General features: G+C 64.9%; 21 protein-coding genes. 9 read left to right on the top strand and 12 right to left on the bottom strand.

Translation table 11 applies throughout. The features are described 5' to 3' along the window. The 4 genes from B9Z03_RS24735 to B9Z03_RS24720 all read left to right on the top strand — a co-directional run bounded on the left by B9Z03_RS24735 (position 1) and on the right by B9Z03_RS24720 (position 3,103). Positions 1 to 840: an ABC transporter ATP-binding protein gene (locus B9Z03_RS24735; protein WP_085467858.1), complete on the top strand. Its 840-nt coding sequence runs from the start codon at positions 1 to 3 to the stop codon at positions 838 to 840. Next, positions 830 to 1,606 (top strand): ABC transporter permease, encoded by a 777-nt coding sequence (locus tag B9Z03_RS24730; RefSeq protein WP_139832384.1) that lies wholly within the window; start codon positions 830 to 832, stop codon positions 1,604 to 1,606. The genes B9Z03_RS24735 and B9Z03_RS24730 overlap by 11 nt, the downstream gene beginning before the upstream one ends. 128 nt (positions 1,607 to 1,734) lie before the next feature. Continuing rightward, positions 1,735 to 2,301 carry a homoprotocatechuate degradation operon regulator HpaR gene (gene hpaR / locus B9Z03_RS24725; RefSeq protein ID WP_085466664.1) on the top strand — a complete coding sequence of 189 codons (567 nt, stop codon included), beginning with the start codon at positions 1,735 to 1,737 and terminating at the stop codon, positions 2,299 to 2,301. Between the two features lies 1 nt (position 2,302). After that, positions 2,303 to 3,103, top strand: a complete 801-nt coding sequence (locus B9Z03_RS24720) for an enoyl-CoA hydratase-related protein (RefSeq protein WP_085466663.1) — start codon at positions 2,303 to 2,305, stop codon at positions 3,101 to 3,103. A gap of 56 nt (positions 3,104 to 3,159) precedes the next feature. Here the strand turns inward: B9Z03_RS24720 and B9Z03_RS24715 are convergent, their stop codons facing one another. The 5 genes from B9Z03_RS24715 to B9Z03_RS24695 all read right to left on the bottom strand — a co-directional run bounded on the left by B9Z03_RS24715 (position 3,160) and on the right by B9Z03_RS24695 (position 7,712). Continuing rightward, positions 3,160 to 3,873: an SDR family oxidoreductase gene (locus tag B9Z03_RS24715; RefSeq protein WP_085466662.1), complete on the bottom strand. Its 714-nt coding sequence runs from the start codon at positions 3,871 to 3,873 to the stop codon at positions 3,160 to 3,162. Then, entirely contained in the window at positions 3,870 to 4,781 is a 912-nt protein-coding gene (locus B9Z03_RS24710; protein WP_085466661.1) for an NAD(P)-dependent oxidoreductase, read from the bottom strand. The genes B9Z03_RS24715 and B9Z03_RS24710 overlap by 4 nt, the downstream gene beginning before the upstream one ends. Positions 4,782 to 4,801: 20 nt before the next feature. Further along, positions 4,802 to 6,115 carry a TRAP transporter large permease gene (locus tag B9Z03_RS24705; protein ID WP_085466660.1) on the bottom strand — a complete coding sequence of 438 codons (1,314 nt, stop codon included), beginning with the start codon at positions 6,113 to 6,115 and terminating at the stop codon, positions 4,802 to 4,804. Continuing rightward, a complete protein-coding gene (locus B9Z03_RS24700) occupies positions 6,108 to 6,632 on the bottom strand; it encodes a TRAP transporter small permease subunit (protein ID WP_176247626.1) in 525 nt (174 codons plus the stop codon). The genes B9Z03_RS24705 and B9Z03_RS24700 overlap by 8 nt, the downstream gene beginning before the upstream one ends. Positions 6,633 to 6,695: 63 nt before the next feature. Beyond that, positions 6,696 to 7,712, bottom strand: coding sequence for a TRAP transporter substrate-binding protein (locus B9Z03_RS24695; protein ID WP_085466658.1), 1,017 nt, complete (start codon positions 7,710 to 7,712; stop codon positions 6,696 to 6,698). A gap of 123 nt (positions 7,713 to 7,835) precedes the next feature. On the opposite strand from B9Z03_RS24695, the gene B9Z03_RS24690 reads away from it, so the two are divergent. The 4 genes from B9Z03_RS24690 (at position 7,836) to B9Z03_RS24675 (ending at position 11,472) form a co-directional block, all read left to right on the top strand. Then, positions 7,836 to 8,657, top strand: coding sequence for an N-acyl homoserine lactonase family protein (locus B9Z03_RS24690; protein ID WP_085466657.1), 822 nt, complete (start codon positions 7,836 to 7,838; stop codon positions 8,655 to 8,657). A gap of 64 nt (positions 8,658 to 8,721) precedes the next feature. After that, a complete protein-coding gene (locus B9Z03_RS24685; RefSeq protein ID WP_176247625.1) occupies positions 8,722 to 9,906 on the top strand; it encodes a serine hydrolase domain-containing protein in 1,185 nt (394 codons plus the stop codon). Between the two features lie 2 nt (positions 9,907 to 9,908). Continuing rightward, the gene (locus B9Z03_RS24680; RefSeq protein WP_176247624.1) at positions 9,909 to 10,697 is read left to right on the top strand and encodes an SDR family NAD(P)-dependent oxidoreductase; all 789 of its coding nucleotides are present in this window, start codon (positions 9,909 to 9,911) and stop codon (positions 10,695 to 10,697) included. A gap of 19 nt (positions 10,698 to 10,716) precedes the next feature. Beyond that, positions 10,717 to 11,472 (top strand): SDR family NAD(P)-dependent oxidoreductase, encoded by a 756-nt coding sequence (locus tag B9Z03_RS24675; protein WP_176247623.1) that lies wholly within the window; start codon positions 10,717 to 10,719, stop codon positions 11,470 to 11,472. A 39-nt stretch (positions 11,473 to 11,511) separates the two neighbouring features. Here the strand turns inward: B9Z03_RS24675 and B9Z03_RS24670 are convergent, their stop codons facing one another. Further along, positions 11,512 to 12,207 carry a GntR family transcriptional regulator gene (locus tag B9Z03_RS24670; RefSeq protein ID WP_085466653.1) on the bottom strand — a complete coding sequence of 232 codons (696 nt, stop codon included), beginning with the start codon at positions 12,205 to 12,207 and terminating at the stop codon, positions 11,512 to 11,514. 129 nt (positions 12,208 to 12,336) lie between these two features. On the opposite strand from B9Z03_RS24670, the gene B9Z03_RS24665 reads away from it, so the two are divergent. Continuing rightward, the gene (locus B9Z03_RS24665; RefSeq protein ID WP_085466652.1) at positions 12,337 to 12,738 is read left to right on the top strand and encodes a carboxymuconolactone decarboxylase family protein; all 402 of its coding nucleotides are present in this window, start codon (positions 12,337 to 12,339) and stop codon (positions 12,736 to 12,738) included. A gap of 134 nt (positions 12,739 to 12,872) precedes the next feature. Here the strand turns inward: B9Z03_RS24665 and B9Z03_RS24660 are convergent, their stop codons facing one another. The 6 genes from B9Z03_RS24660 to B9Z03_RS24635 form a co-directional block, all read right to left on the bottom strand. After that, complete coding sequence (locus B9Z03_RS24660; protein ID WP_085466651.1) at positions 12,873 to 13,238, bottom strand: nuclear transport factor 2 family protein; 366 nt, start codon at positions 13,236 to 13,238, stop codon at positions 12,873 to 12,875. A 32-nt stretch (positions 13,239 to 13,270) separates the two neighbouring features. Next, positions 13,271 to 14,563: a class-III pyridoxal-phosphate-dependent aminotransferase gene (locus B9Z03_RS24655; protein ID WP_085466650.1), complete on the bottom strand. Its 1,293-nt coding sequence runs from the start codon at positions 14,561 to 14,563 to the stop codon at positions 13,271 to 13,273. Then, positions 14,560 to 15,897, bottom strand: coding sequence for an enoyl-CoA hydratase-related protein (locus B9Z03_RS24650; protein WP_085466649.1), 1,338 nt, complete (start codon positions 15,895 to 15,897; stop codon positions 14,560 to 14,562). Before B9Z03_RS24650 ends, B9Z03_RS24655 begins: the two co-directional genes overlap by 4 nt. Positions 15,898 to 16,005: 108 nt before the next feature. Further along, positions 16,006 to 16,761, bottom strand: coding sequence for an IclR family transcriptional regulator (locus tag B9Z03_RS24645; RefSeq protein ID WP_176247622.1), 756 nt, complete (start codon positions 16,759 to 16,761; stop codon positions 16,006 to 16,008). A gap of 162 nt (positions 16,762 to 16,923) precedes the next feature. Further along, a complete protein-coding gene (locus tag B9Z03_RS24640) occupies positions 16,924 to 17,391 on the bottom strand; it encodes a MaoC family dehydratase (RefSeq protein WP_176247621.1) in 468 nt (155 codons plus the stop codon). Further along, on the bottom strand, positions 17,388 to 19,052 hold the full coding sequence (locus B9Z03_RS24635; RefSeq protein WP_085466646.1) for a long-chain-fatty-acid--CoA ligase: 1,665 nt from the start codon (positions 19,050 to 19,052) through the stop codon (positions 17,388 to 17,390). The genes B9Z03_RS24640 and B9Z03_RS24635 overlap by 4 nt, the downstream gene beginning before the upstream one ends. Between the last annotated feature and the right edge of the window lie 7 nt (positions 19,053 to 19,059).

Here is a 19,059-nt window from a genome sequence, read left to right as displayed (position 1 = left end):
ATGACTGATACGCGCGGGCTTGTGCCCGCCGGACGCCAGCCGGCCGACAAGATCAGCCTCAGGGACGTGGTCGTGGAATTCGCTTCGCGCGACATGCGCGTGCGTGCCGTCGACGGCATCGACATTGAGGTGCCGTCGCAATCCTTCACGGCGCTCGTCGGGCCAAGCGGCTGCGGCAAGTCGACGGTGCTCAATATGGTTGCCGGCCTTCTCAAGCCGACCGAAGGCGTTGTCACCTATGACGGCAAGCCGGTGAACGGCCCTAACGTGCGGGTCGGCTACATGACCCAGAAGGACACGTTGTTGCCCTGGCGCACGGTCGAGGACAATGTCGGCATCGCCTTCGAGCTCGCCTGCCGCCGTCTTCCCAAGGCCGAACAGGTCGACCGTGTGCGCGAGATCATCGAGCTGGTCGGGCTCAAGGGCTTCGAACGTCACTACCCTTCGGAACTGTCCGGCGGCATGCGCAAGCGTGCCGCCTTTGCACGCATGCTGATCTACGAGCCGGAAACGTTGCTTCTCGACGAGCCTTTCGGAGCGCTCGACGCTCAGCTCAGGCTGATCATGCAACAGGAACTGCTGCGCCTCGTCGAGCGCCGTCGCATGACGGTCATCCTGGTCACGCACGACCTGGAGGAAGCGATCGCCATGGCAGACCGGGTGCTGGTGTTCACCTCGCGCCCTGGTCGGATCAGAGCGACGCGGACGATTCCGTTCGAGCGGCCGCGCGATCCGGTGAACCTGCGCTTCAGGCCGGAATTCGGAAAGCTCTACGAAGATCTCTGGAACGAGCTCAAGGACGAGGTCGCGCTCGGGACGGAGACCGGTCTTGGCAAGTAGGGCTGTTTCCGCGACGGAGATGCGGCTGTCGACGATCGGTCAGCAGGCGGCCGTTCTCGCGGTCGTGCTGGTTGCGTGGCACTTGGCGTCCGGCACCCTGATCCCGGCCTTCTACATCAGCGATCCGCTCAGCATCTCCAGGGTCATCGTCGACTGGTTCGCGAGCGGTTCGGTCTGGATCCACATCGGCTCGACCATGCTGACGCTCTTTCTCGGCTACGCGCTCGGCGCGTCGCTTGGGATCGCCTGCGGGCTGATTCTGGGCCTTGCGCCGCGCGCCGAACGGGTGTTGTCACCGTTCATCGCGGCGCTCTACGGCCTTCCCAAGGTGGCGCTGCTGCCGCTGCTTGTCATCCTCTTCGGCATCGGCCTCCTGTCGAAGGTCGTGCTGGTGGCCTCGGTCGTGTTTTTCCTCCTCCTCTACGCCACGCTCGGCGGCATGGCCGACGTGGACCGCGACACGATGGACGGGCTGAGGCTGATGGGGGCCACGGAAGGCGAGATCGTGCGCAAGGTGCGGCTGCCTGCCATCCTTCCCTGGATCTATACCGGATTCAGAACCTCCATAGGCTATGCGCTCACCACCACGGTGGTGTCCGAGGCGCTTTCCTCCAATCGGGGACTTGGCTTCCTGATCGAACATGCCGCAGTCCAGTTCAACGCTGCCGGCGTGTTTGCGGCCGTCGTCGTTCTCCTCGTCCTGAGTTCTGTCATCATGGTTCCCCTCGGCATGCTGGAGAACCGAATGAAGCCGACGAAGCTTTGAGGTCGCCATCGAACAATACAGGCGGCCGCTTTCCTAAGGGAGCGAGTATGCTAGCCTGCCGCATCCACGCAGGCATCGGTGCAGTGCAGATCGCCTGGTACTAAGAGCCGGGAGCTACGGGAACGTAAATGAACAAGAAAACCTGGGATCGACCGGCCAACGTCAAGCTGAGAAGCTTCTCCAAATCGCTGCCGATGTCGCTGCTTCTGGCACGCGAAGCGGTGATGCAGCGGTTCCGTACTTCGCTTCATCTCTTCAACATCACCGAGCAGCAGTGGCGTGTGCTGCGCGCCCTGAGTTCCATCAACGAGATCGAGGTCACGGCGCTGGCCAAGGTCACCTACCTTCTGACGCCTTCGCTGTCGCGTATCCTCAAGGACATAGAATCGCGCGGCTACATCATCCGGCGTCCCGCCCCGGACGACATGCGCCGCGCGCTGATCTCGATCAGTCCCCAGGGGCTCACCCTGATCGATGCGGTCGCACCGTATTCCGAAGGGATCTACGGGGAGATCTACAACGCCTTCGGCAAGGAGCGCATGGATTTGCTGCAGCAGCTCCTCAAGGAACTGACGGAGACGTTGAACGCGCTGCCTCCCATCACCTACACCGGCGCGGAACTCAGCCCGGAACTCGCCGCCATCGCATTCGGGAAGTCGCGCCGGCGCCAGCCGGTGCAGGAAATCGAGGAGTAGAATGTCCGACATCGACCTCAGCATTGCCGGACCGGTTGCCCACATCACGCTCAACCGTCCGGAGACGCTGAACGCGCTTCGCCGCCAGACATTCGAGGAACTGACCGATGCGATCGCCACGCTGGCAGCGGACCGGAGCGTGCGCGCCATGGTGCTCACCGGTTCGGGTCGGGCCTTCTGCTCGGGCGCGGATCTTTCCGATCCGATGATGGGTTCCCACCTGCCGGTGGAGGAACGGTCCGCCGCCTGCGCCGCGGTGCTCGATACGCTGATGAACCGCACGATTCGCGCGATCCGCAACGCGCCGTTCCCGACGGTCGCGGCGGTCAATGGCGTCGCGGCTGGCGGCGGCGCGGGCCTGGCGCTCGCGGCGGACATCGTCGTGGCGGGGAAGTCGGGGCGTTTCGTCCAGACCTTCACGCCGAAGCTCGCCCTGGTGCCCGATCTCGGCTCGACCTGGCACCTCGCGCGCCATCTCGGCCGTGCGCGGGCCCTCGGCCTGGTGCTGTCCGGCGAGGTGCTGGATGGCGAACGGGCCGCTGCGCTCGGTCTGATCTGGAAATGCGTCCCTGACGAGGAGCTTGCCGCCGAAGCCCGCCGTATTGCCGAACAACTGGCCGCCGGACCGAACACGGCACAGCTTGCGGCGCGCCGGCTTGTCGACGCGGCGTTCGACAACGATTTCGATCAGCAACTCGATCTCGAACGCGATGCGCAGGCCAGCCTCGCGGCCACGGAGCATGTGCAGGAGGCGATGCTCGCCTTCAAGGAAAAGCGCGCGGCCCGCTTCCCCGACAGATAGTCGACGGCTCTAACAGGCCGATCGGCTTCCGGAGCCTTGCTCCCGCCCGTCCAACGTTACAGGGCGCCGCCGCCGTCGACCAGCACGACGCTGCCGGTCATGAAACCGTTCTGCATCAGGTGGACGATTTGCGCCGCGATCTCCTGCGGGCGGCCGATCCGCTTGAGGGGAAGGTTCGAAGCGGTGCGGTCGAACAGCGCCTGGCGCTCGTCCGCCGGCATGAAATCCCACCACGGCGTCTCGATCCGGCCCGGAGAAACGCAGTTGACTCTCACGGGCGCCATCTCGGTGGCCAGCGCCTTCGCCAGGGCGTCGATCGCGGCGTTGATGGCGCTGAGAATGGTGGCGCCGCCCGTCGGCCGCACCCCGATCATGCCGGAAACGAGTGTCAGGCTGCCATCTTCGCGGATGCGCGCCGCATGCGCCACGTTCGCCGCGCCCCAGAACTTGCTGTCGAATGCCGCGCGCTCTTCATCAAGGCTGCGCTTGCGCAGCGGGCCGACCGCGAGTTCCGCCGCCGATACCACGACATGATGGAAAGGTTCGCGCTCATCGAAGAAGCGGCGGACCGCGTCGGCTTCGCGGATGTCCAGCGCGGCGATCTCCGCACCGCCGATCCGCAATGCGGCCTCGCGCAGTCGCGCTTCAGTCCTCGAAGCGATCGTCACCTTGGCGCCGAGCGCTTGAGCGGCCTCGGCGGTCGCGAGACCGATGCCCGACGAGCCGCCGAACACCGCGACCGTCTGTCCCGCGAGCGGAGCCGCGGTCATCGATCATCTTCGCCGAGCGTCGAACCGGCGATCAGCTCGCTGAACTTCGCGACCGCCGTGTGATCCTGCCCCGGTCCGAGATACTTCTGCGCGCCGGCCCAGACGTCACGGCAAAGGCCGGAGAAAGGGGCAGGGGTGGCGGTCGCATTGGCCACGCCGAGCGCAATGCCAAGATCCTTGACCATCAAGTCGAGGCCGAAGCCGGCGTCGAACTTGCGCGACAGCACGAACTGCTTGAACTTCTTCTGGGTCGAATTGTTCATGCCGGTCGAGACGTTGAGCACGTCGACCATCAGTGCCGGGTCTAGTCCGAAGCGCTGGCCGATGAGCAGGGCTTCGATGCCGATCAGGAAGCCGCCCGCGCTGACAAGGTTGTTCAGCGCCTTCATCGCATGCGCGCTGCCGATCGGGCCGGTGCGGATGATCGAGCTTCCCATTGCCTTGAGCGCCGGCTCGGCGCGGTCGATCGCAGCAGCGTCGCCGCCGGCCATGATCGCCAGATCCCCGGTCTTGGCACGCGACACGCCGCCCGAGACGGGCGCATCGATCATGGCGACGCCCTTCGCCGCGGCCGCCTCCGCGAGAGTGCGGGTCATCTCCGGGACACCGCTCGACATGTCGACGATCAGGCTACCCTTCGCCAGCCCGGCAAGCGCTCCGGATGGTCCTTCGAGCACCGCCGAGACGATCGCGCTCGACGGAAGCATGGTGACGAGGATGTCTGAGTTCGCCGCCAGTTCCGCCGGCGAGGCCGCCGCCGTCGCGCCGTTCGCCGCGGCCACGCGAGAGGTTCGCGCCGCATCGGCATCGTTGACGGAGAGCGCGAAGCCTGCGGCCGTGAGCCGCGCAGCCATGGGTTCGCCCATGGCGCCGAGGCCGATGAAACCGATGCGGGTGTTGCCAGTCATTGCGTGAGCCTTCGAAACGGTCAGTTGAACATCTGGCGAGGCAGCCAGAGCGACAGGTCGGGGAATGCGATCAGGATGGCCAGCACGGTGAACTCGATGAGGAGGAACGGCACGATGCCTCGATGGATGTCGTGCAGATTCACCTTGCCTTCGGAGGCACCGATGACAGCGAATAGGTTCATTCCTACGGGCGGGCTCAGAACCGCGAGCTCGACCAGCTTGACCATGATGACGCCGAACCAGACGCCGTCGAAGCCGTGGGCAAGCACCAGCGGATAGACGAAGGGCAGGGTCATCACCTGCATCGCGAGGGCGTCCATGAACGTGCCGAGGATGATGAAGATGACGACCAGAAGCAGCATGAACATCATTGGCGACAGTTCGAACGACTTGAGGAGGTCGGTCGACGCGGTCACCGTGCCGGCCACCAGGAAGAAGCGAGAGTAGATGAGGCCGCCAATGATGACCATGAACAGGGCCGCCGTGATCGCCGCGGCCGCGCGCAGGTTGTCTGCAAGGCTTTCGCCCGTCACGCGACGACGCGCCAGGGAGATCGCCAGTGCGCCGATCGCGCCCAGCGCCGCCGCGCCCGATGGCGTGGTGAAGCCGAGATAGATGCCGCCGATGACGACGCCCGCCAGAAGGAAGGTCGCCCACAGGTTCAGGAAGCTCTTGCCGATTTCCGCAGCCGAGGCTCTGGGCTGCGGGTCCGGAGCGATATGCGGCTTCGCGCGAACCATGACAGAGACGCCGACCATGTAGGCGACTGTCGTCAGGATGCCGGGAACGATGCCCGCAATCAAAAGCTCGGCGACGGATTCGCCAGTCAGCAGTCCGTAGATGATGAAGGCGATCGACGGCGGGATGAGCGCGGCGATGGTTCCGGCGGCGGCGATGGCGCCGGCGGCGAAGGCTTTGTCGTAGCCGAGCTTGATCATCTCACCGAGCGCGATGCGGGTGAACAGCGCGGCGTTGACCAGCGTCGAGCCCGAGATCGCCGCGAAGCCCGCGGAGGCCAGGATCGTCGCCTGATAGAGCGCGCCCTTGCGCGAGCGCAGCAGCAGATTGGAGAAGCCGAACAGTTCCTGGGTAATGCCTGAGGACGAAGCGATCGCGCCCATCAGCACGAACATCGGGATGACGATGAACGCGTAGTCAGAGGCCATGGAGAACGGCAGGTTCATCATGGTGTTCAGCGCAAATGCCGAGCCGCCGGTCATCCAGAGACCAGCCAGGCCGACGATACCCATGGCGATGCCCACCGGGGCACCGAGCAGCGCCAACACGAGCATGAGAACGATGGCGAGGATGCCGAGTGTGAGCGGATCAAACATCGGGTTTCACTTCCCGGATCTGGACGCCCACGAAGATGGTGCGCACGAACTGACGGAGGAATTCTGCGGCTGCGAGCCACGCTCCGAAGGCCGCGACGGCCTTGAACGGGGTCATCGGGAAAGCGAGTGCCCCGAGCGCCACCTCGCGATAGGTCCAGGCGGAGATCGCCAGGCGCGTGGTGAGCCAGGCCATCATCACCATGAAGATCACGCCGAGACCGAGCGAGAAGATCGTCGAGATCCGCAGCATGCGCGGGCCCATCTTCTGGGTCGACACGTCGATCATGATGTTGGCGCCGCGCGCCTGAGCCTCAGCAAGACCCAGAAAAACAATCACACCGAGAATTGCGCCGGATAGTTCGACCATGCCGGGTATCGGTTTCATGAGAATGTTGGTCGACACGACATCGGCCGCTCCCATGATACCGACGATCAGCAGCAGCGCCGAGGCGACGATAAAGCCGATGAGCGACAGTCGACGCAGCATCGCGTCGATCCAAACGAAAAGGGATTTCATCCGAGACATCCGGTTAAGGAAAAGGCCGCGGCGACCGGAATCGCCACGGCCCGTTGAGAACGACTAGCGGTTGGCGCGGATGTAGTCGGCGAGTTCCTTCGCCTCGGCACCCTTGCCCATCTCGTCCATCTTTTTCGTCCAGGTGTCGAGCATATCCGGAACCTTTGCCTTGAGTGCGTCCGGATCTTCGAAGTGGACGATCTCCATACCGGCCGCGGCAAGTTTCTCGGCCGCCTTCGCCTCGTCGCTCGCGATCAGCTCGTTACCGAACTTCTCCGCATCCGCGGCGACGTCCTCGAACAGCTTGCGCACGTTCTCCGGCCAGCCCTCCCACTTGGTTTTGGAGATGAAGAGCGTGTGGGCGCTGATGACGCCGAAGGACAGGTCGGTACCGAATTTCGCGACCTGATCGACCTTGAAGGCGGTGGCCGACGAGTTGAACATGTAGGTGCAGTCCATGGCGCCGGACTGCATCGACTGAATCATGTCGACCGGCTGGACGTTGACCGGGATCGCGCCAACGGCTTGGAACATGATTGGAACGAACGAGCCATAGGAGCGGATTTTCTTGTTCTGCATCTCGGCAAGCGACTTGATCGGCTTCGTGCAATAGAAGCGGTAGTCGGGCAGGTAGCGGTAGAGCACCGGATGCAGGTTGGCGGCGTCCAGCTCCGCCTTGATCGTCGCATTGGTGGTGAAGATGTCATGGGTGAGCTTGTTCAACTTCGGCCCATCCGTATAGGTCAACGGTAGTGCGTTGGTCACCGCCGTAAAGGGCATGCGCGAGAACTGGTTGCCGGTGACGATCAGGCCGAGATCGACCGCGCCGGAGCCGACCAGGTCGACGATTTCCGATTCGCCGCCGAGCGTGTTGGCCCAGAAATGCTGGATCTTGATCTTGCCGCCGCTGCGCTTCTCGATCTCCGACGAGAAGTAGGTGTCGATCTTCGACGTGTTCACTACCTCCGGAATGTTGGATGAGTAGCGAAGCGTCATTTCAGGATAGTCTTGCGCGAAGACGGCACTTGCGCCGATTGCGCAGAATGCGACGGCGGGCGCCATCAGGCGTGAAAATTTCATCGGAGTCCTCCCACGGATCGAGCCGCGCGATGCGCAGCAATGATACTACCGTTGCGGCGGCTTGCCACAATGGCAGTCTGTCATACAACATGACGGTATGATAATTCAAGCGAGGATGCTGAGATGACGGAGGAGAGCGTGAAACCGACTTACGAGGTGTTGGCGCTGAGGTTTGCGCGGACCGCACCAAACCGCCCACGCGCCGAGAACTTCATGCCCGGCATGGATCTTCACGAAGGACCGATGCCGCTCGATTACTACGTCTGGGTGATTCGTGGGCACGGCCGACTCGTCGTCGTCGATACCGGCTTCGGCCAGGCGGCCGCGAACGAGCGTAGACGCGAACTCATCCACGAGCCCGCGGCGCTGCTGGCGCGGGCAGGGGTGGACAGCGCAGCCGTGGAACACGTCGTACTGACCCACCTTCATTACGATCACGCCGGATCGCTGGATGCCTTTCCGGCCGCGACCTTCCATCTACAGGACGAGGAGATGCGCTACGCAACGGGGCGGCCCATGTGCCACGCCTGTCTGCGCGCGCCATTCAATCTGAGGGATGTTCTGGAGGCTGTGGGGCTTGTCCACACAGGGCGTGTCCGCTTCCACGACGGCGACGTCGAACTGTTCCCCGGCATCTCGCTGCATCGAGTTGGCGGGCACACCGGCGGGCTTCAGGTTGTGCGGGTGGCGACGGCGCGCGGTCCGCTGGTGCTCGCGTCCGATGCCTTCCATTTCACCGAAAACAGAAGGCGTCGAGCGCCGTTTCCGCTGGTCCACCATGTTGACCAGATGCTCGACGGTTTCATCCGCTGCGAGGAACTGGCGGGCGGGGATGAAAGCCTGCTCGTGGCCGGGCATGATCCCGAGGTCAGGGAGCGCTGGCCGGAACTCATCCCGGGTTTTCCTGACATCGTACGGCTCGACCTCGATCCCAAGTCAAACTGACTGTAGTGTTGACATACTGTCATACAAACTGATATCCGCTCGACTGAAAGCTCCGGGAGGAAACATGCAGTTCGAGAAGTCGGTATCGGCGCGCGGCCATGAATTTCGGCTGCATGGCGCCTATGACGAGGCTTTTGCCAAGGTTGCGGAGGCGTTCGCGGAGAACTTTGCGGTCGAGGAAGAGATTGGCGCCGCCACGGCCGTGTATGTCGACGGCCGCAAGGTCGTCGATCTGTGGGGGGGCTATCGCGACGCCGACTATTCCAAGCCCTGGGAAGAAGACACGATCGTCTGCATGATGTCGGTCGCCAAGGGTATCGCCGGGATGGCGTTCAACATCCTGATCGACCGCGGCCTGGTCGATCCCGACAGGCCCGTTGCCCACTATTGGCCGGAATTCGCCCAGAACGGCAAGGAAGGTGTCCTTGTCCGTCATGTTCTCGACCACACCGCCGGCTTGCCGGTGGTGCTCGATCCGATGTGGAAGGGCGCAGTGTTCGACTGCGACGCCATCGTCGGTGCCTTGGAGAAGCAGGCGCCGCTCTGGGAGCCAGGAACGGTTGCCGCTTACCACATCCATACCCAGGGCAACCTGCTGGGCGAGATCGTCCGGCGTGTGACCGGCAAGCGGTTTCCGCAGTTCATCAAGGATGAGGTGACCGGCCCGCTCGGTGCGGACTATCAGTACGGCAACCTCTCCGACGCGGACCTCGCGCGCTGCGCGACGCTGATGCCGACGGTCGAGGGCACACTGCTCGCCAAGCGCGATACCGATCCGGACGTGCTGGTCGCGAAGGGCTTCACCCAGTTTCCTGATGAGCCTCTTCCCGTGACGCTCAACTCCACTGCCTGGCGGCGCGCCGAGATCACCAGCGCGTCCGGCCACGGCAACCCGCGTGCCGTCTCGCGCATTTACGCAGCCTTCGCCCGCGGTGGCGAACTGGACGGCGTCAAGTTGATGTCGACGGCGACGCGCGACGACATGCTGGTCGAGCAACATAATCAGACGGAGAAGATGCAGCAGCGCCCTTACCATCAGGCTCGAGGCGTTCTCCTCAACACTCCGGTGTCGGTCTGGATGGGTCCGAACATGCGGTCGTTCGGCCATCATGGCTTCGGCGGCTCGATCGGCATGGGCGATCCCGACGCGAAGATCGGTTTCTCTTATGCATGCAACAAGATGCATGCGCGCGGCGACAACGGTCCACGCGCGCGCCGCATCATCGAAGCTCTCTACGAGGCGATTTGACCATGGCCGCATCCTCCCAGGAACGCGTGGCGGCCATTACGGGCGGCGCAGGCGGCATTGGCGAGGCTTGCGTCGCCCGGATGCGGCGCGACGGCTGGCGTGTCGTCGTGCTCGACCGCAACATGGATCTCGCCCGCGAGGTCGCCGCCGGTCATGGCGCGGTCGCCCATGAGATCGACCTCGCCGATGCCGGCTCGATCGCCGATGCCGCGCGCTGGGTGGAGAAGGAGATCGGCCCCTGCTCGGCGCTTGCGGCCGTCGCCGCCCACCTCGAGAATCCGCATATGCCGCAGGCGCAGGACTTCACCGAGTGGGAGGCGATCCTGCGCGTCAATCTGACCGGCACGTTCCGCACGCTCACCGCCTTCGGCGCCGGCATGCTGGAACGCGGCAACGGCTCTATCGTCACCGTCGGCTCGATCACCGCCTTCAATTCAAGCCCGCTGCAGGCCTACGGTCCTACCAAGGCTGCCATCATCAACATGACGCGCAACTTTGCAGTCGCATGGGGTCGCCAGGGCGTGCGCGTCAACTGCGTCTGCCCGGGTCCCACCCGCACGCCGGCGGTCGAGGCGAGCTACGCGCGCGGCGAGCGCAACCCCGACACCATGATCCGCCAGACGGCGCTCGGGCGGCTCGTGAAGCCCGAGCAGGTGGCGAACGCGATCGGCTTCCTTTTGTCCGACGATGCCGGCGCGATTACCGGCATCGAGCTTCCGGTCGACGCCGGCACGCTCGCAACCCAGCTCTGGGGTCTCTACGGCGGCGTGCCGGGCCCGGCACAATCCTGATCGGAAGGGGAGGAACAAGATGTCCGAGAATCTGAGCGGTCAGGTCATTCTGGTCACAGGCGCAGGGCGCGGTATCGGCGGCGCCACGGCGCGGCTTCTGGCGTCTCGTGGGGCCGCGGTCGGCGTGTTCGACATCGCCGCCGATCTCGCCAATGAGACCGCGGAGGCGATCAAGGCGGCCGGTGGCAAGGCCCTGGCCATCGTCGCCGACGCATCCGACCGCAAGGCAGTGTTCGAAGCGGCCGCCTCGCTGGCCGCGACGTTCGGCCCGCTGACGGGCATCGTCAACGATGCGATCTTCATCCGCTACGGACCGGTCGAGGACGTGACGGAGGACGTGCTCGACCGGATGTTCGCAGTCGGCATCAAGGGCGCGTTCTGGGGCGTGCAAGCGCTGCTCGCCCATCGCGGCGACAAGCCGGTTTCGGTCGTCAACCTCGCTTCGCCGGTGGCCGATCTCGGCACGGCGAATACATCGTCCTACACGTCGGTGAAGGGCGCGATCGTGGCGCTTACCCGTCAGCTCGCGGTCGAGCTCGGCCCGAAGGGCGTGCGCGTCAACGCCGTCGCCCCCGGTGCGGTGCCTACACCGGGCGCGCGCGCGATCGTCGACGAGGCGGGCTACGCCAAGCGTCGGGCGCAAACGCCGCTCGGCCGCCTCGGCGAGGAGGACGAGATCGCCAAGGCGATCGCCTTCCTGCTCGGACCTGACGCCAGTTTCATCACCGGCGAAGTGCTGCACGCCGACGGCGGCATCACCGTCAAGTCGATGTAGGCCGAGATGCGTTCCGCGATCCCCGCGCGATCGGATGTGTCAGGACGCCGCCGCGCCGATTGTCTTCAGCGCGGCCTTCGCCGCCGCCTCGACATGGGCCACGCACACCTGCCATGCCCGCTCCTCGTCCCTCTTCTCCAGGGCGTCGAGGAATTCCCGCAGTTCGCGAATGGATTGCTGGGCGCGTTCCGAACTCGAAAGCGACACGACACGCAACTGCGAGACCCTCGTATGGATACGACGCAGCATGTCGGCGGCAACGGGATTGCCGGCGCCCTCGAGCAGGATGTCGTAAAAGCGGGTCTTGGCGGCGATAAAGGCCTCGGACGAGAAATTGTCGTAGACCTCGGCGAGAAGGTCGACGCTGTTCCTGAGGTCCGCAAGCTGTTCCTTGCTGGCATTGCGCGCAAACAGGCGGGCCGCGAGTCCTTCGAGCATCGCACGGACCTCGTAGATCGAGCGCGCTGTCTCCGCACTGACGACGCTCACGCTCAGCCCCTTGTTCGGCTGCAGCGTGATCAGGCCGTCGGCCTGGAGTTCGCGCAGCGCCTCGCGCAGCGAGGTGCGCGACACGCCCATCATCTCGCACAGTTCACGCTCGATGAGGCGCGCACCGGCGGGGAACTTTCCTGTCGCGATCGCCAGGCGAAGCCGCTCGGCCACCTGCTCCCGCAGGCCGGGCAGGGTCTGGACCTTCATCGACATGCCGTCGGTCGCGATTGTCGTCAGTGCCATTCACGCGCTCCCTGGGGGCGGCCTCGAAACCGCTCTCTCGAACCGGCGGCGAATCTTCGCCGGAAATCCACTGCGAATCCGTATTTCGCCATACTGTAATTTTGTATGTCAAAGAACAAGAGGATCCCAATGACAACGCAGGACAAGACGGTCGGAGACCTGTTTACCGAGGGGCTTGCCCTGCGCCGGCAGGTTCTCGGCTCCGAATATGTCGATCGGTCGATCAATGCGTCGAACGATTTCATGATGGCCTTCCAGCACATTACGACCGAGTGGTGCTGGGGCTATGCCTGGGGTCGCGACACGCTCGATCTGAAAACGCGCAGCATGCTGAACCTCGCCATGCTCACGGCGCTCAATCGCGCCGCCGAGGTCAAACTCCATGTGCGTGGCGCCATCAACAACGGCGTGAGCGTGGAGGAGATCAAGGAAGTTCTCCTGCACGCCACCGTCTATTGCGGCATCCCTGCCGGCCTCGATGCCTTCAAGGCTGCGAACGAGGTTCTGACGGAAATGAAGGCTTACGATTGAACCGATCACTGTGCTGATCGATTGATATGATCCGGACTGCCTGACGTTTTGGTTCGGGCCGAGCGGCCAGAACCAGAACGTCTAGCTTCCTCCTGAGCATGCCGAGATCTTACGGGCCGGATCAGGCCAGGGGATCAACCGAAGGCGTGGTAGAGCTTGGAGACGATTTTCCAGGAGCCTTCGGATTTTGCCAGGCTGAGTTCGTTGACGAAGGTGCGCGGCGGAAAGGCGTCGCGGACGCGTGCGTGGGCGGTGTCGGAGGTCGAGACGGTCAGTTCGATGATCTCGGCCACTTGCGGTTCGCCGCTTTCGACCGGCGGCTTGCGTCCGGCGCAGCGCTCCATATAGGGCGCGTAGTCGATGGTCTGCACCGTGCCGTCAGCCACGGTGAACAGGCGGCAGGCGGGATGGAAGGCGCTTGAGAAGCGCGTCATGTCGCCGAAATAGAGGCCGTCGAAATAGTCCTTGAGGACGGTGCGGATCTGGTCTTCTTCGCTCATCGAATCTCTCCCTTGAAGATTGTGATTTCGGTTTAGGCGAGCGCTTCGTCGGCGACCGACAGCGCATCGTCGAGCACGTCGAGGATCTGGTTCATCTCGGCATCCGAGACGATCAGCGGCGGCGCCAGGAACAGCGATGTCTCCTCGCCGCTGGTGCCAATCACCACGCCATTGTCGAAGGCCCGGCCGGAGACGCGCGAGGCGACCGGAACGGCCGTCGTATCGGCGCGCCAGTCCTTCCAGTGGGGGCCGTGCAGCTCGATCGTCCAGTGCATGCCGCGGCCATCGACCCTGGCGACGCTCGGATGCCTCTCGGCGATCGCGACGAGGCGCGGCGCGATTATCGCCGCGAGTTCCGCGGCGCGCTCGATCAGCCCGTCGTGCTTGATGACGCGAAGATAGGCGCGCACGCCGGCCATCGCGATCGGATGGCCGCGGAAGGTGCTGTAGGCCTGCCACGCGGCGCCGTCGAGTTTTTCGACCATCTCCTTCGACAGGATCACGGCGCCGATCGGGGCGATGCCGCCGGCGAGCGACTTGCCCATCGTGACGATGTCAGGGCGGCTCTCGCCGCCCTGGAACGCGAACCAGCGGCCGCTGCGGCCGCCGCCGGTGATGACCTCGTCGGCGATCCACAGGGTCTGCGTGTTGCGTGTGGCGGAGGCGACCATGTCCTGCCAGCCGGCGTCGTGATAGATGCCGCCCTGGCTGTAGTCGATGATGACCGCCGCGGTCCCCGCCAGCTTCGCCTCGACCTCGGCCTGGCCTTCCGGCTCAAGGGCACGAACGCGTTCGCCCCACAGCGAGCCGGTCGGAGCCGCGATGATGCGCGTGTCGGCGGAGCGGGCAGGCAGGCTGACGCCGCCCGACATCTTCGACAGCCCGCCATGCCATTGCGGCTGCACGGTCACCTCGCGCGCGAGCCCCGTCAGGCCGTGATAGGCGCGCTCGCGGGTCGCGATCGCCGAGCGGCCGGTGACAGCCTGCGCGAGCGACAGGGCCAGATCGTTGATCTCGCTGCCGGACAGGCCGAAACGGACCGCGCCGACCCAATCCTTTTCCTCCGCGAAGGCGATGTCGATCAGGTCCTCGGCGGCCTTCTCGCGCTCGCGGAAGAACCAGCCCTCGCTCACCGCCGGATACTCGGCGGCGCGCCGGATCGTTTCGACCATCTCGGGATGCGCGTGGCCGAGCACGCCGGCGGAGTTCGAGCCGTCCAGCACCTTGCGCCCGTCGGCCAGTTCGAACCAGGCGCCCTTGCCGCCGACAACCTCGACAACCGTGTCGGAGCCCGCGTTGAGACCGGTGCTGAGAAGTCGTTTCATCCTGTTTCCCCTTGATGATTTCGGCTCTCGGCGTCCGAGAGCAGGCGTGCGGCGTCGTCCGCGGCGATGTCGATATGGAACGGAGCGCCGAAGCGGCGCGCGAGCGTTTCGGCGCGGGCCAGGAAAGCCTGCGTGCCCATCCCGGCGATGAAGCGCAGCGCACCGCCGGTCCGGCGCGGAAAACCCGCCTGCTCGACGGAGGCGACGTTGACGATCGCCGCCGGCAAGGCGCTCTCCTCGCCGAGGATACGGAGCGCCTCGGCGGCTTGGGCGATGGCCAGGTATTCCGCCTCGTCAGGTGTTTCGTCGTCCGGGCCGGTTGCCGACGGCAGGGTCAGCCGCTCTTTCACGCAGCCCAGGCGCCGGCCGACCCGTGCCAGCGCGGCGCGCTCGTCGTCCGTCGCATGGCGAAGCCGGTTGCGGTCGTAGAAGCCGAGGCCGACGAGCGCGCGGGCCTCGTTCGACGTGGCGCATTCGGCGAAGCAGCGGCTCTCGATGCGTCCAGCTTCGTCGAAGGGCACCTCTGCAATGGTGGCCAGCGCCGACAGTGCGCGGGGTGCGGCCTGCCCGCCGGGCGCGCCCGCGACGGGGCCGTCGTAGGACAGGGAGGGGACGATGGCGTAGCCGGCGCGGTCCCATGGGCGGCGCTGATCAGGCCGCTGTCCGAGCCAGTCAAGCCCGGCCTTCAGCAGGGCCGCGCCGTCGGCGGCCAGTCCGGTCAGGAGACCGTGGGCGAATGCCTCCTCTGGTGAGAGCATGGCCGCGCCCGCGATCAGCCGGCCCGCGCTTTCCAGCCCGACCAGATGCGGCAGCCTGAGCATGCCGCCGGCGCCGGGAACGAGGCCGAACTCGACTTCCGGCAGCCCGAGCCTGATGGAGCCGCCCGCGATGCAGAACCGCGCATTGCAGGCGAGCGCAAGTTCCCAGCCGCCGCCGGCGGCCGTGCCCTCCAGCAGTGCGACGGAAGGACAGGGAAGTCTTTCCAGGCGGCGGAAGAGCGATTTGATCGCCTCGGAATCGGCCAGGCTGGCTTCGATGCCGCGCTGCGCATAGCCAAGAACCTGGCCGATGTCGCCGCCGACGCCGAAGGACGGCTTGGCCGACCGGAACAGCAATCCGGCGGGCGCCAGGCCGGTCTCGAGCGCATGCATCAGCGCGTCGAACTCGGTCTTGAACAGGTCGGAGGTCTTGTTGGCGCGACCCGAAGGGTCGTCGAGCGTCACGAGGAGACAGTCATCCAGCCAGTGCGCCGAGAGATAGCGGCCCCACAGGGGAGAAACGACCGGCTCCGGGTCGTCCAACCTGCCAATTCGGGGCCATTCGGCACCAGCCACGCCGCATCTCCAGCATCGGAAAAGCCGTCAGGGGACGACAATTGCAGAGAACAGAATATTCTGTTTTTTGCAAGTTTTTTCCGTAATACAGAATACTGGAGACGGCGGTCAATGCGCCTGCAAACCGCGGCGCAACCGTTCCGCTGCATTGATGAGCTGCGTCTCGACATTGGCGGAACTGACGGTTCCAAAGCGCTCGGCCAGGCCGAAGATGGCCATCGCATAGGGCTCGTTGGTGCGCGGATCGAGAACGGCGCAGGCGTAGGAGAGGATGCCGGGATCGAATTCGTTGTCGCAGACGGCGATATGGCGCGCCCGCGCCAACGCGATGTCGGCGCGAATATCTTCCTCCGACGTCTTCGTGTTCGGTGTGTAGGCGTGGCGCTTCAGCTTCAGATACTGGCTGATGAACGCCTCGTCCTGTAGCGCCAGCAGGATCTTGCCGGACGCAGCTGCGTAAAGCGGCATGTCGCGGCCGGGCTGGGCATAGGCCTGACCCTTGGAATCGGGCAGCGCGGTGGCGAGCAGTTGCACATGCGTCCCGTCCAGACGAGCAAGGAATGCCGTCTCGCCAAACTTGTCGGCGAGCTCGCGCAGCACCGGTTCGGCAAGCGTGGCGACATCCGCCCCGCCGGACAACCGGGCCGCGACACGGACCATCCTCTCGCCGACGACGAAGGTCTTGGCGCGGGTCTTGCGCACGACACCGAGGCCGGTGAGGGTGGCGAGCTGGCGATGCGCCGTGGTCATGACGAGGTCGGTCGCGGCGGCGATCTCGCTGAGTGTCATGCCTTCGGGCGCCCCGGCCAGAAGCTCGATGATCCGCAGGGCGCGGCCGAGCGGTGAATCTTCCTGATCCGACATGAACAGCCGACTCCTTTTCAGGACAGCGAGATCGCCGGGCATCCGGCGCATTTTCCGAATTTCGAACGGAAATAAACTTCCGGAAATCGGAAATCTCGCTGTCTGATTAGGAGTGGAGAAAAGAGAAGTCAATGTCCGCCGACTTTCGCGCAAATGGAACGATCATTCCGGCCGGGACAGAAGAATGACGATGTGGTCGCCGCTGACGACCTCGGTTCCGTCCTCCTTGACGAGCACTCCGCGCTCCTCGGCGATACCTTTTCCGGGCTTCGAACTCGACCGTTTCGAGACAAGGGTGAGCCGCAGATGCACGTTGTCGCCGGGATAGAGCGGCGCGGAGAACTTGACATTGTTCCAGCCGAGCGAGGCGATGACGCTGCGCTCGAACACACCGATTTCGGCCTTCAGCCCCTCGACCAGGGCAAGGCTGAAAAGCCCGTGCGCAACGCGTCCGCGAAAGCCGGCCGCCTGCGCGAAGGCGTCGTCCATGTGGACGGGATGCCGTTCGCCGGTGAGCGCCGCCCAGGTGTCGATGTCTTCGATCGTCACGAGCCTGGAAGGCGAGGTGAGGACGGTTCCGGGGACGAAGTCCTCCAGCCAGATCTGGCTCGTGCTGTCGATGTCGCTCACGCTCTTGCCTGCTCCTGTTCCTGAAGCTTGCGCCAGTCGATCTTGTTGCTGCCGGAACGCGGAAGCTGGTCGACGAAGGCGACGGCGCGCGGCACCTTGTAGGCGGCCATGACGCCGCGGGCGAAGCTGATGATGTCGTCCTCGCTGATCCGACCGCGCGCCTGCGGCCGCAGGGTGACGAACGCCTTCACCGATTCACCGCGATAGGGATCGGAGACGGCGATGACGCAGCATTCCTGCACGTCGGGATGGCGATAGAGCAGCGCCTCGCATTCCGCCGGCCAGACCTTGTAGCCCGACACGTTGATCATGCGTTTCAGCCGGTCGACGATGAAATAGTAGCCCTCGTCGTCGCGGTAGGCCATGTCGCCGGTGCGCAGGTAGCGGCGTCCACCGATGGTGACGAAGGCGTCGCGGTCGGCTTCAGGATGATTCCAGTAGCCGCGCATCAGCTGCGGACCGGCGATCAGCAACTCGCCGACCTCGCCATTCGGCAGTTCTTCGGTCGTCTCCGGCTTCACGATCAGCGAATAGGTGTCGAAGATCGGAATGCCGAGGCATTGCGGCTTGGGGCGCGCGGTCGGGTTGATATGGGTCGCCGACATCGTCTCGGACAGGCCATAACCCTCGCAGAAGCGTAGCCCATAGCGCCTCTCCAGTTGCTCGGCGAGCGCGGTCGGCATCGAGGAGCCGCCGCCGGTGAGCACTGTGAGCTTCTCGAAGGCGCGTTCGTCGAACTGGTCTCCGGCCATCACGTCGACGATCATGGTCGGCGCGGCCGACCAGAACGTGACGCCGTGTTCGATGAACAGCGGCGCGACGAGGTCGCGGTTCCATCGGGTGAGCAACAGCAGCGTCGCACCGGCATAGAGGCCGCCGCCCATCGACGCCTGCATGCCGGCGACGTGGAAGAGCGGCATGAAGGCGGTGAGGACGCTGTTATGGTCGAAGCCGTACCATATCGCCTGCGCAACGGCGGTGAACTTCAGCGAGCGGTGCGGCTGCATGCAACCCTTGGGATGTCCCGTCGTGCCCGAGGTGTAGGGCATCACGGCGAGGTCGTCGTCGCCGGCCGTCATCGCAGAGGGCTGTTCTCCGGCGGCGATTGCATCGTCGAATCTGATGAAGCGGTTCGCCGGTAACTCCTCCGGTGCTCGCAGCATCACCTCGGGTAGCTGGTACTTGCACTCCACGGGTGCGGCGTCCGCATAACGCGCGACGATCACATGCTCGGGCAGGTTGGCCAGCGAGGCGAAGCGCTCGACGAGCTCGTCGCCGATGATGGCGACGGAAGCGCCGCTGTCGGCGATGTAGTGCTCGAGTTCGGCCGCCATGTTCATCGGATTGACCGGCACGACGACTGCATCCGCGCGCAGCACGGCCTGGAAGGCGGTGACGAACTGCGGGCAGTTCTGCATGTCGATCAGCACGCGGTCGCCCTTGCGCACGCCGCAGCGGTTCTGGAGGTAGCCGGCAAGCGCTTCCGCATCGGCGAGCAGCTTCCCGTAGCTGGTGACGGCGCCGTAGTACAGCAGGGCAGGGTGCGATGGATCGCGCCGGGCGGCATTGAGCAGGTTATGAAACGCGTTCCCGGGTGCAACCGGGAGATGGAAGTCCAGGCCGGGCGGCCAGAACGGAGATGAGGGGCTTGCGTCGGTCATGCGGGGG

The sequence above is a fragment of the Mesorhizobium australicum genome (assembly GCF_900177325.1).
In the GTDB taxonomy this organism is placed as follows: domain Bacteria; phylum Pseudomonadota; class Alphaproteobacteria; order Rhizobiales; family Rhizobiaceae; genus Mesorhizobium_A; species Mesorhizobium_A australicum_A.
The sequence above is the reverse complement of the archived record's forward strand: the minus strand, read 5'-3'. Positions and strand labels throughout refer to the sequence as shown.

Coding starts and splice junctions, on each gene's coding strand:
- B9Z03_RS24735 (WP_085467858.1), top strand. CDS start 1: ATGACTGATACGCGCGGGCTTGTGCCCGCCGGACGCCAGCCGGCCGAC.
- hpaR (WP_085466664.1), top strand. CDS start 1,735: ATGAACAAGAAAACCTGGGATCGACCGGCCAACGTCAAGCTGAGAAGC.
- B9Z03_RS24720 (WP_085466663.1), top strand. CDS start 2,303: ATGTCCGACATCGACCTCAGCATTGCCGGACCGGTTGCCCACATCACG.
- B9Z03_RS24715 (WP_085466662.1), bottom strand. CDS start 3,873: ATGACCGCGGCTCCGCTCGCGGGACAGACGGTCGCGGTGTTCGGCGGC.
- B9Z03_RS24710 (WP_085466661.1), bottom strand. CDS start 4,781: ATGACTGGCAACACCCGCATCGGTTTCATCGGCCTCGGCGCCATGGGC.
- B9Z03_RS24705 (WP_085466660.1), bottom strand. CDS start 6,115: ATGTTTGATCCGCTCACACTCGGCATCCTCGCCATCGTTCTCATGCTC.
- B9Z03_RS24700 (WP_176247626.1), bottom strand. CDS start 6,632: ATGAAATCCCTTTTCGTTTGGATCGACGCGATGCTGCGTCGACTGTCG.
- B9Z03_RS24695 (WP_085466658.1), bottom strand. CDS start 7,712: ATGAAATTTTCACGCCTGATGGCGCCCGCCGTCGCATTCTGCGCAATC.
- B9Z03_RS24690 (WP_085466657.1), top strand. CDS start 7,836: ATGACGGAGGAGAGCGTGAAACCGACTTACGAGGTGTTGGCGCTGAGG.
- B9Z03_RS24685 (WP_176247625.1), top strand. CDS start 8,722: ATGCAGTTCGAGAAGTCGGTATCGGCGCGCGGCCATGAATTTCGGCTG.
- B9Z03_RS24680 (WP_176247624.1), top strand. CDS start 9,909: ATGGCCGCATCCTCCCAGGAACGCGTGGCGGCCATTACGGGCGGCGCA.
- B9Z03_RS24675 (WP_176247623.1), top strand. CDS start 10,717: ATGTCCGAGAATCTGAGCGGTCAGGTCATTCTGGTCACAGGCGCAGGG.
- B9Z03_RS24670 (WP_085466653.1), bottom strand. CDS start 12,207: ATGGCACTGACGACAATCGCGACCGACGGCATGTCGATGAAGGTCCAG.
- B9Z03_RS24665 (WP_085466652.1), top strand. CDS start 12,337: ATGACAACGCAGGACAAGACGGTCGGAGACCTGTTTACCGAGGGGCTT.
- B9Z03_RS24660 (WP_085466651.1), bottom strand. CDS start 13,238: ATGAGCGAAGAAGACCAGATCCGCACCGTCCTCAAGGACTATTTCGAC.
- B9Z03_RS24655 (WP_085466650.1), bottom strand. CDS start 14,563: ATGAAACGACTTCTCAGCACCGGTCTCAACGCGGGCTCCGACACGGTT.
- B9Z03_RS24645 (WP_176247622.1), bottom strand. CDS start 16,761: ATGTCGGATCAGGAAGATTCACCGCTCGGCCGCGCCCTGCGGATCATC.
- B9Z03_RS24635 (WP_085466646.1), bottom strand. CDS start 19,052: ATGACCGACGCAAGCCCCTCATCTCCGTTCTGGCCGCCCGGCCTGGAC.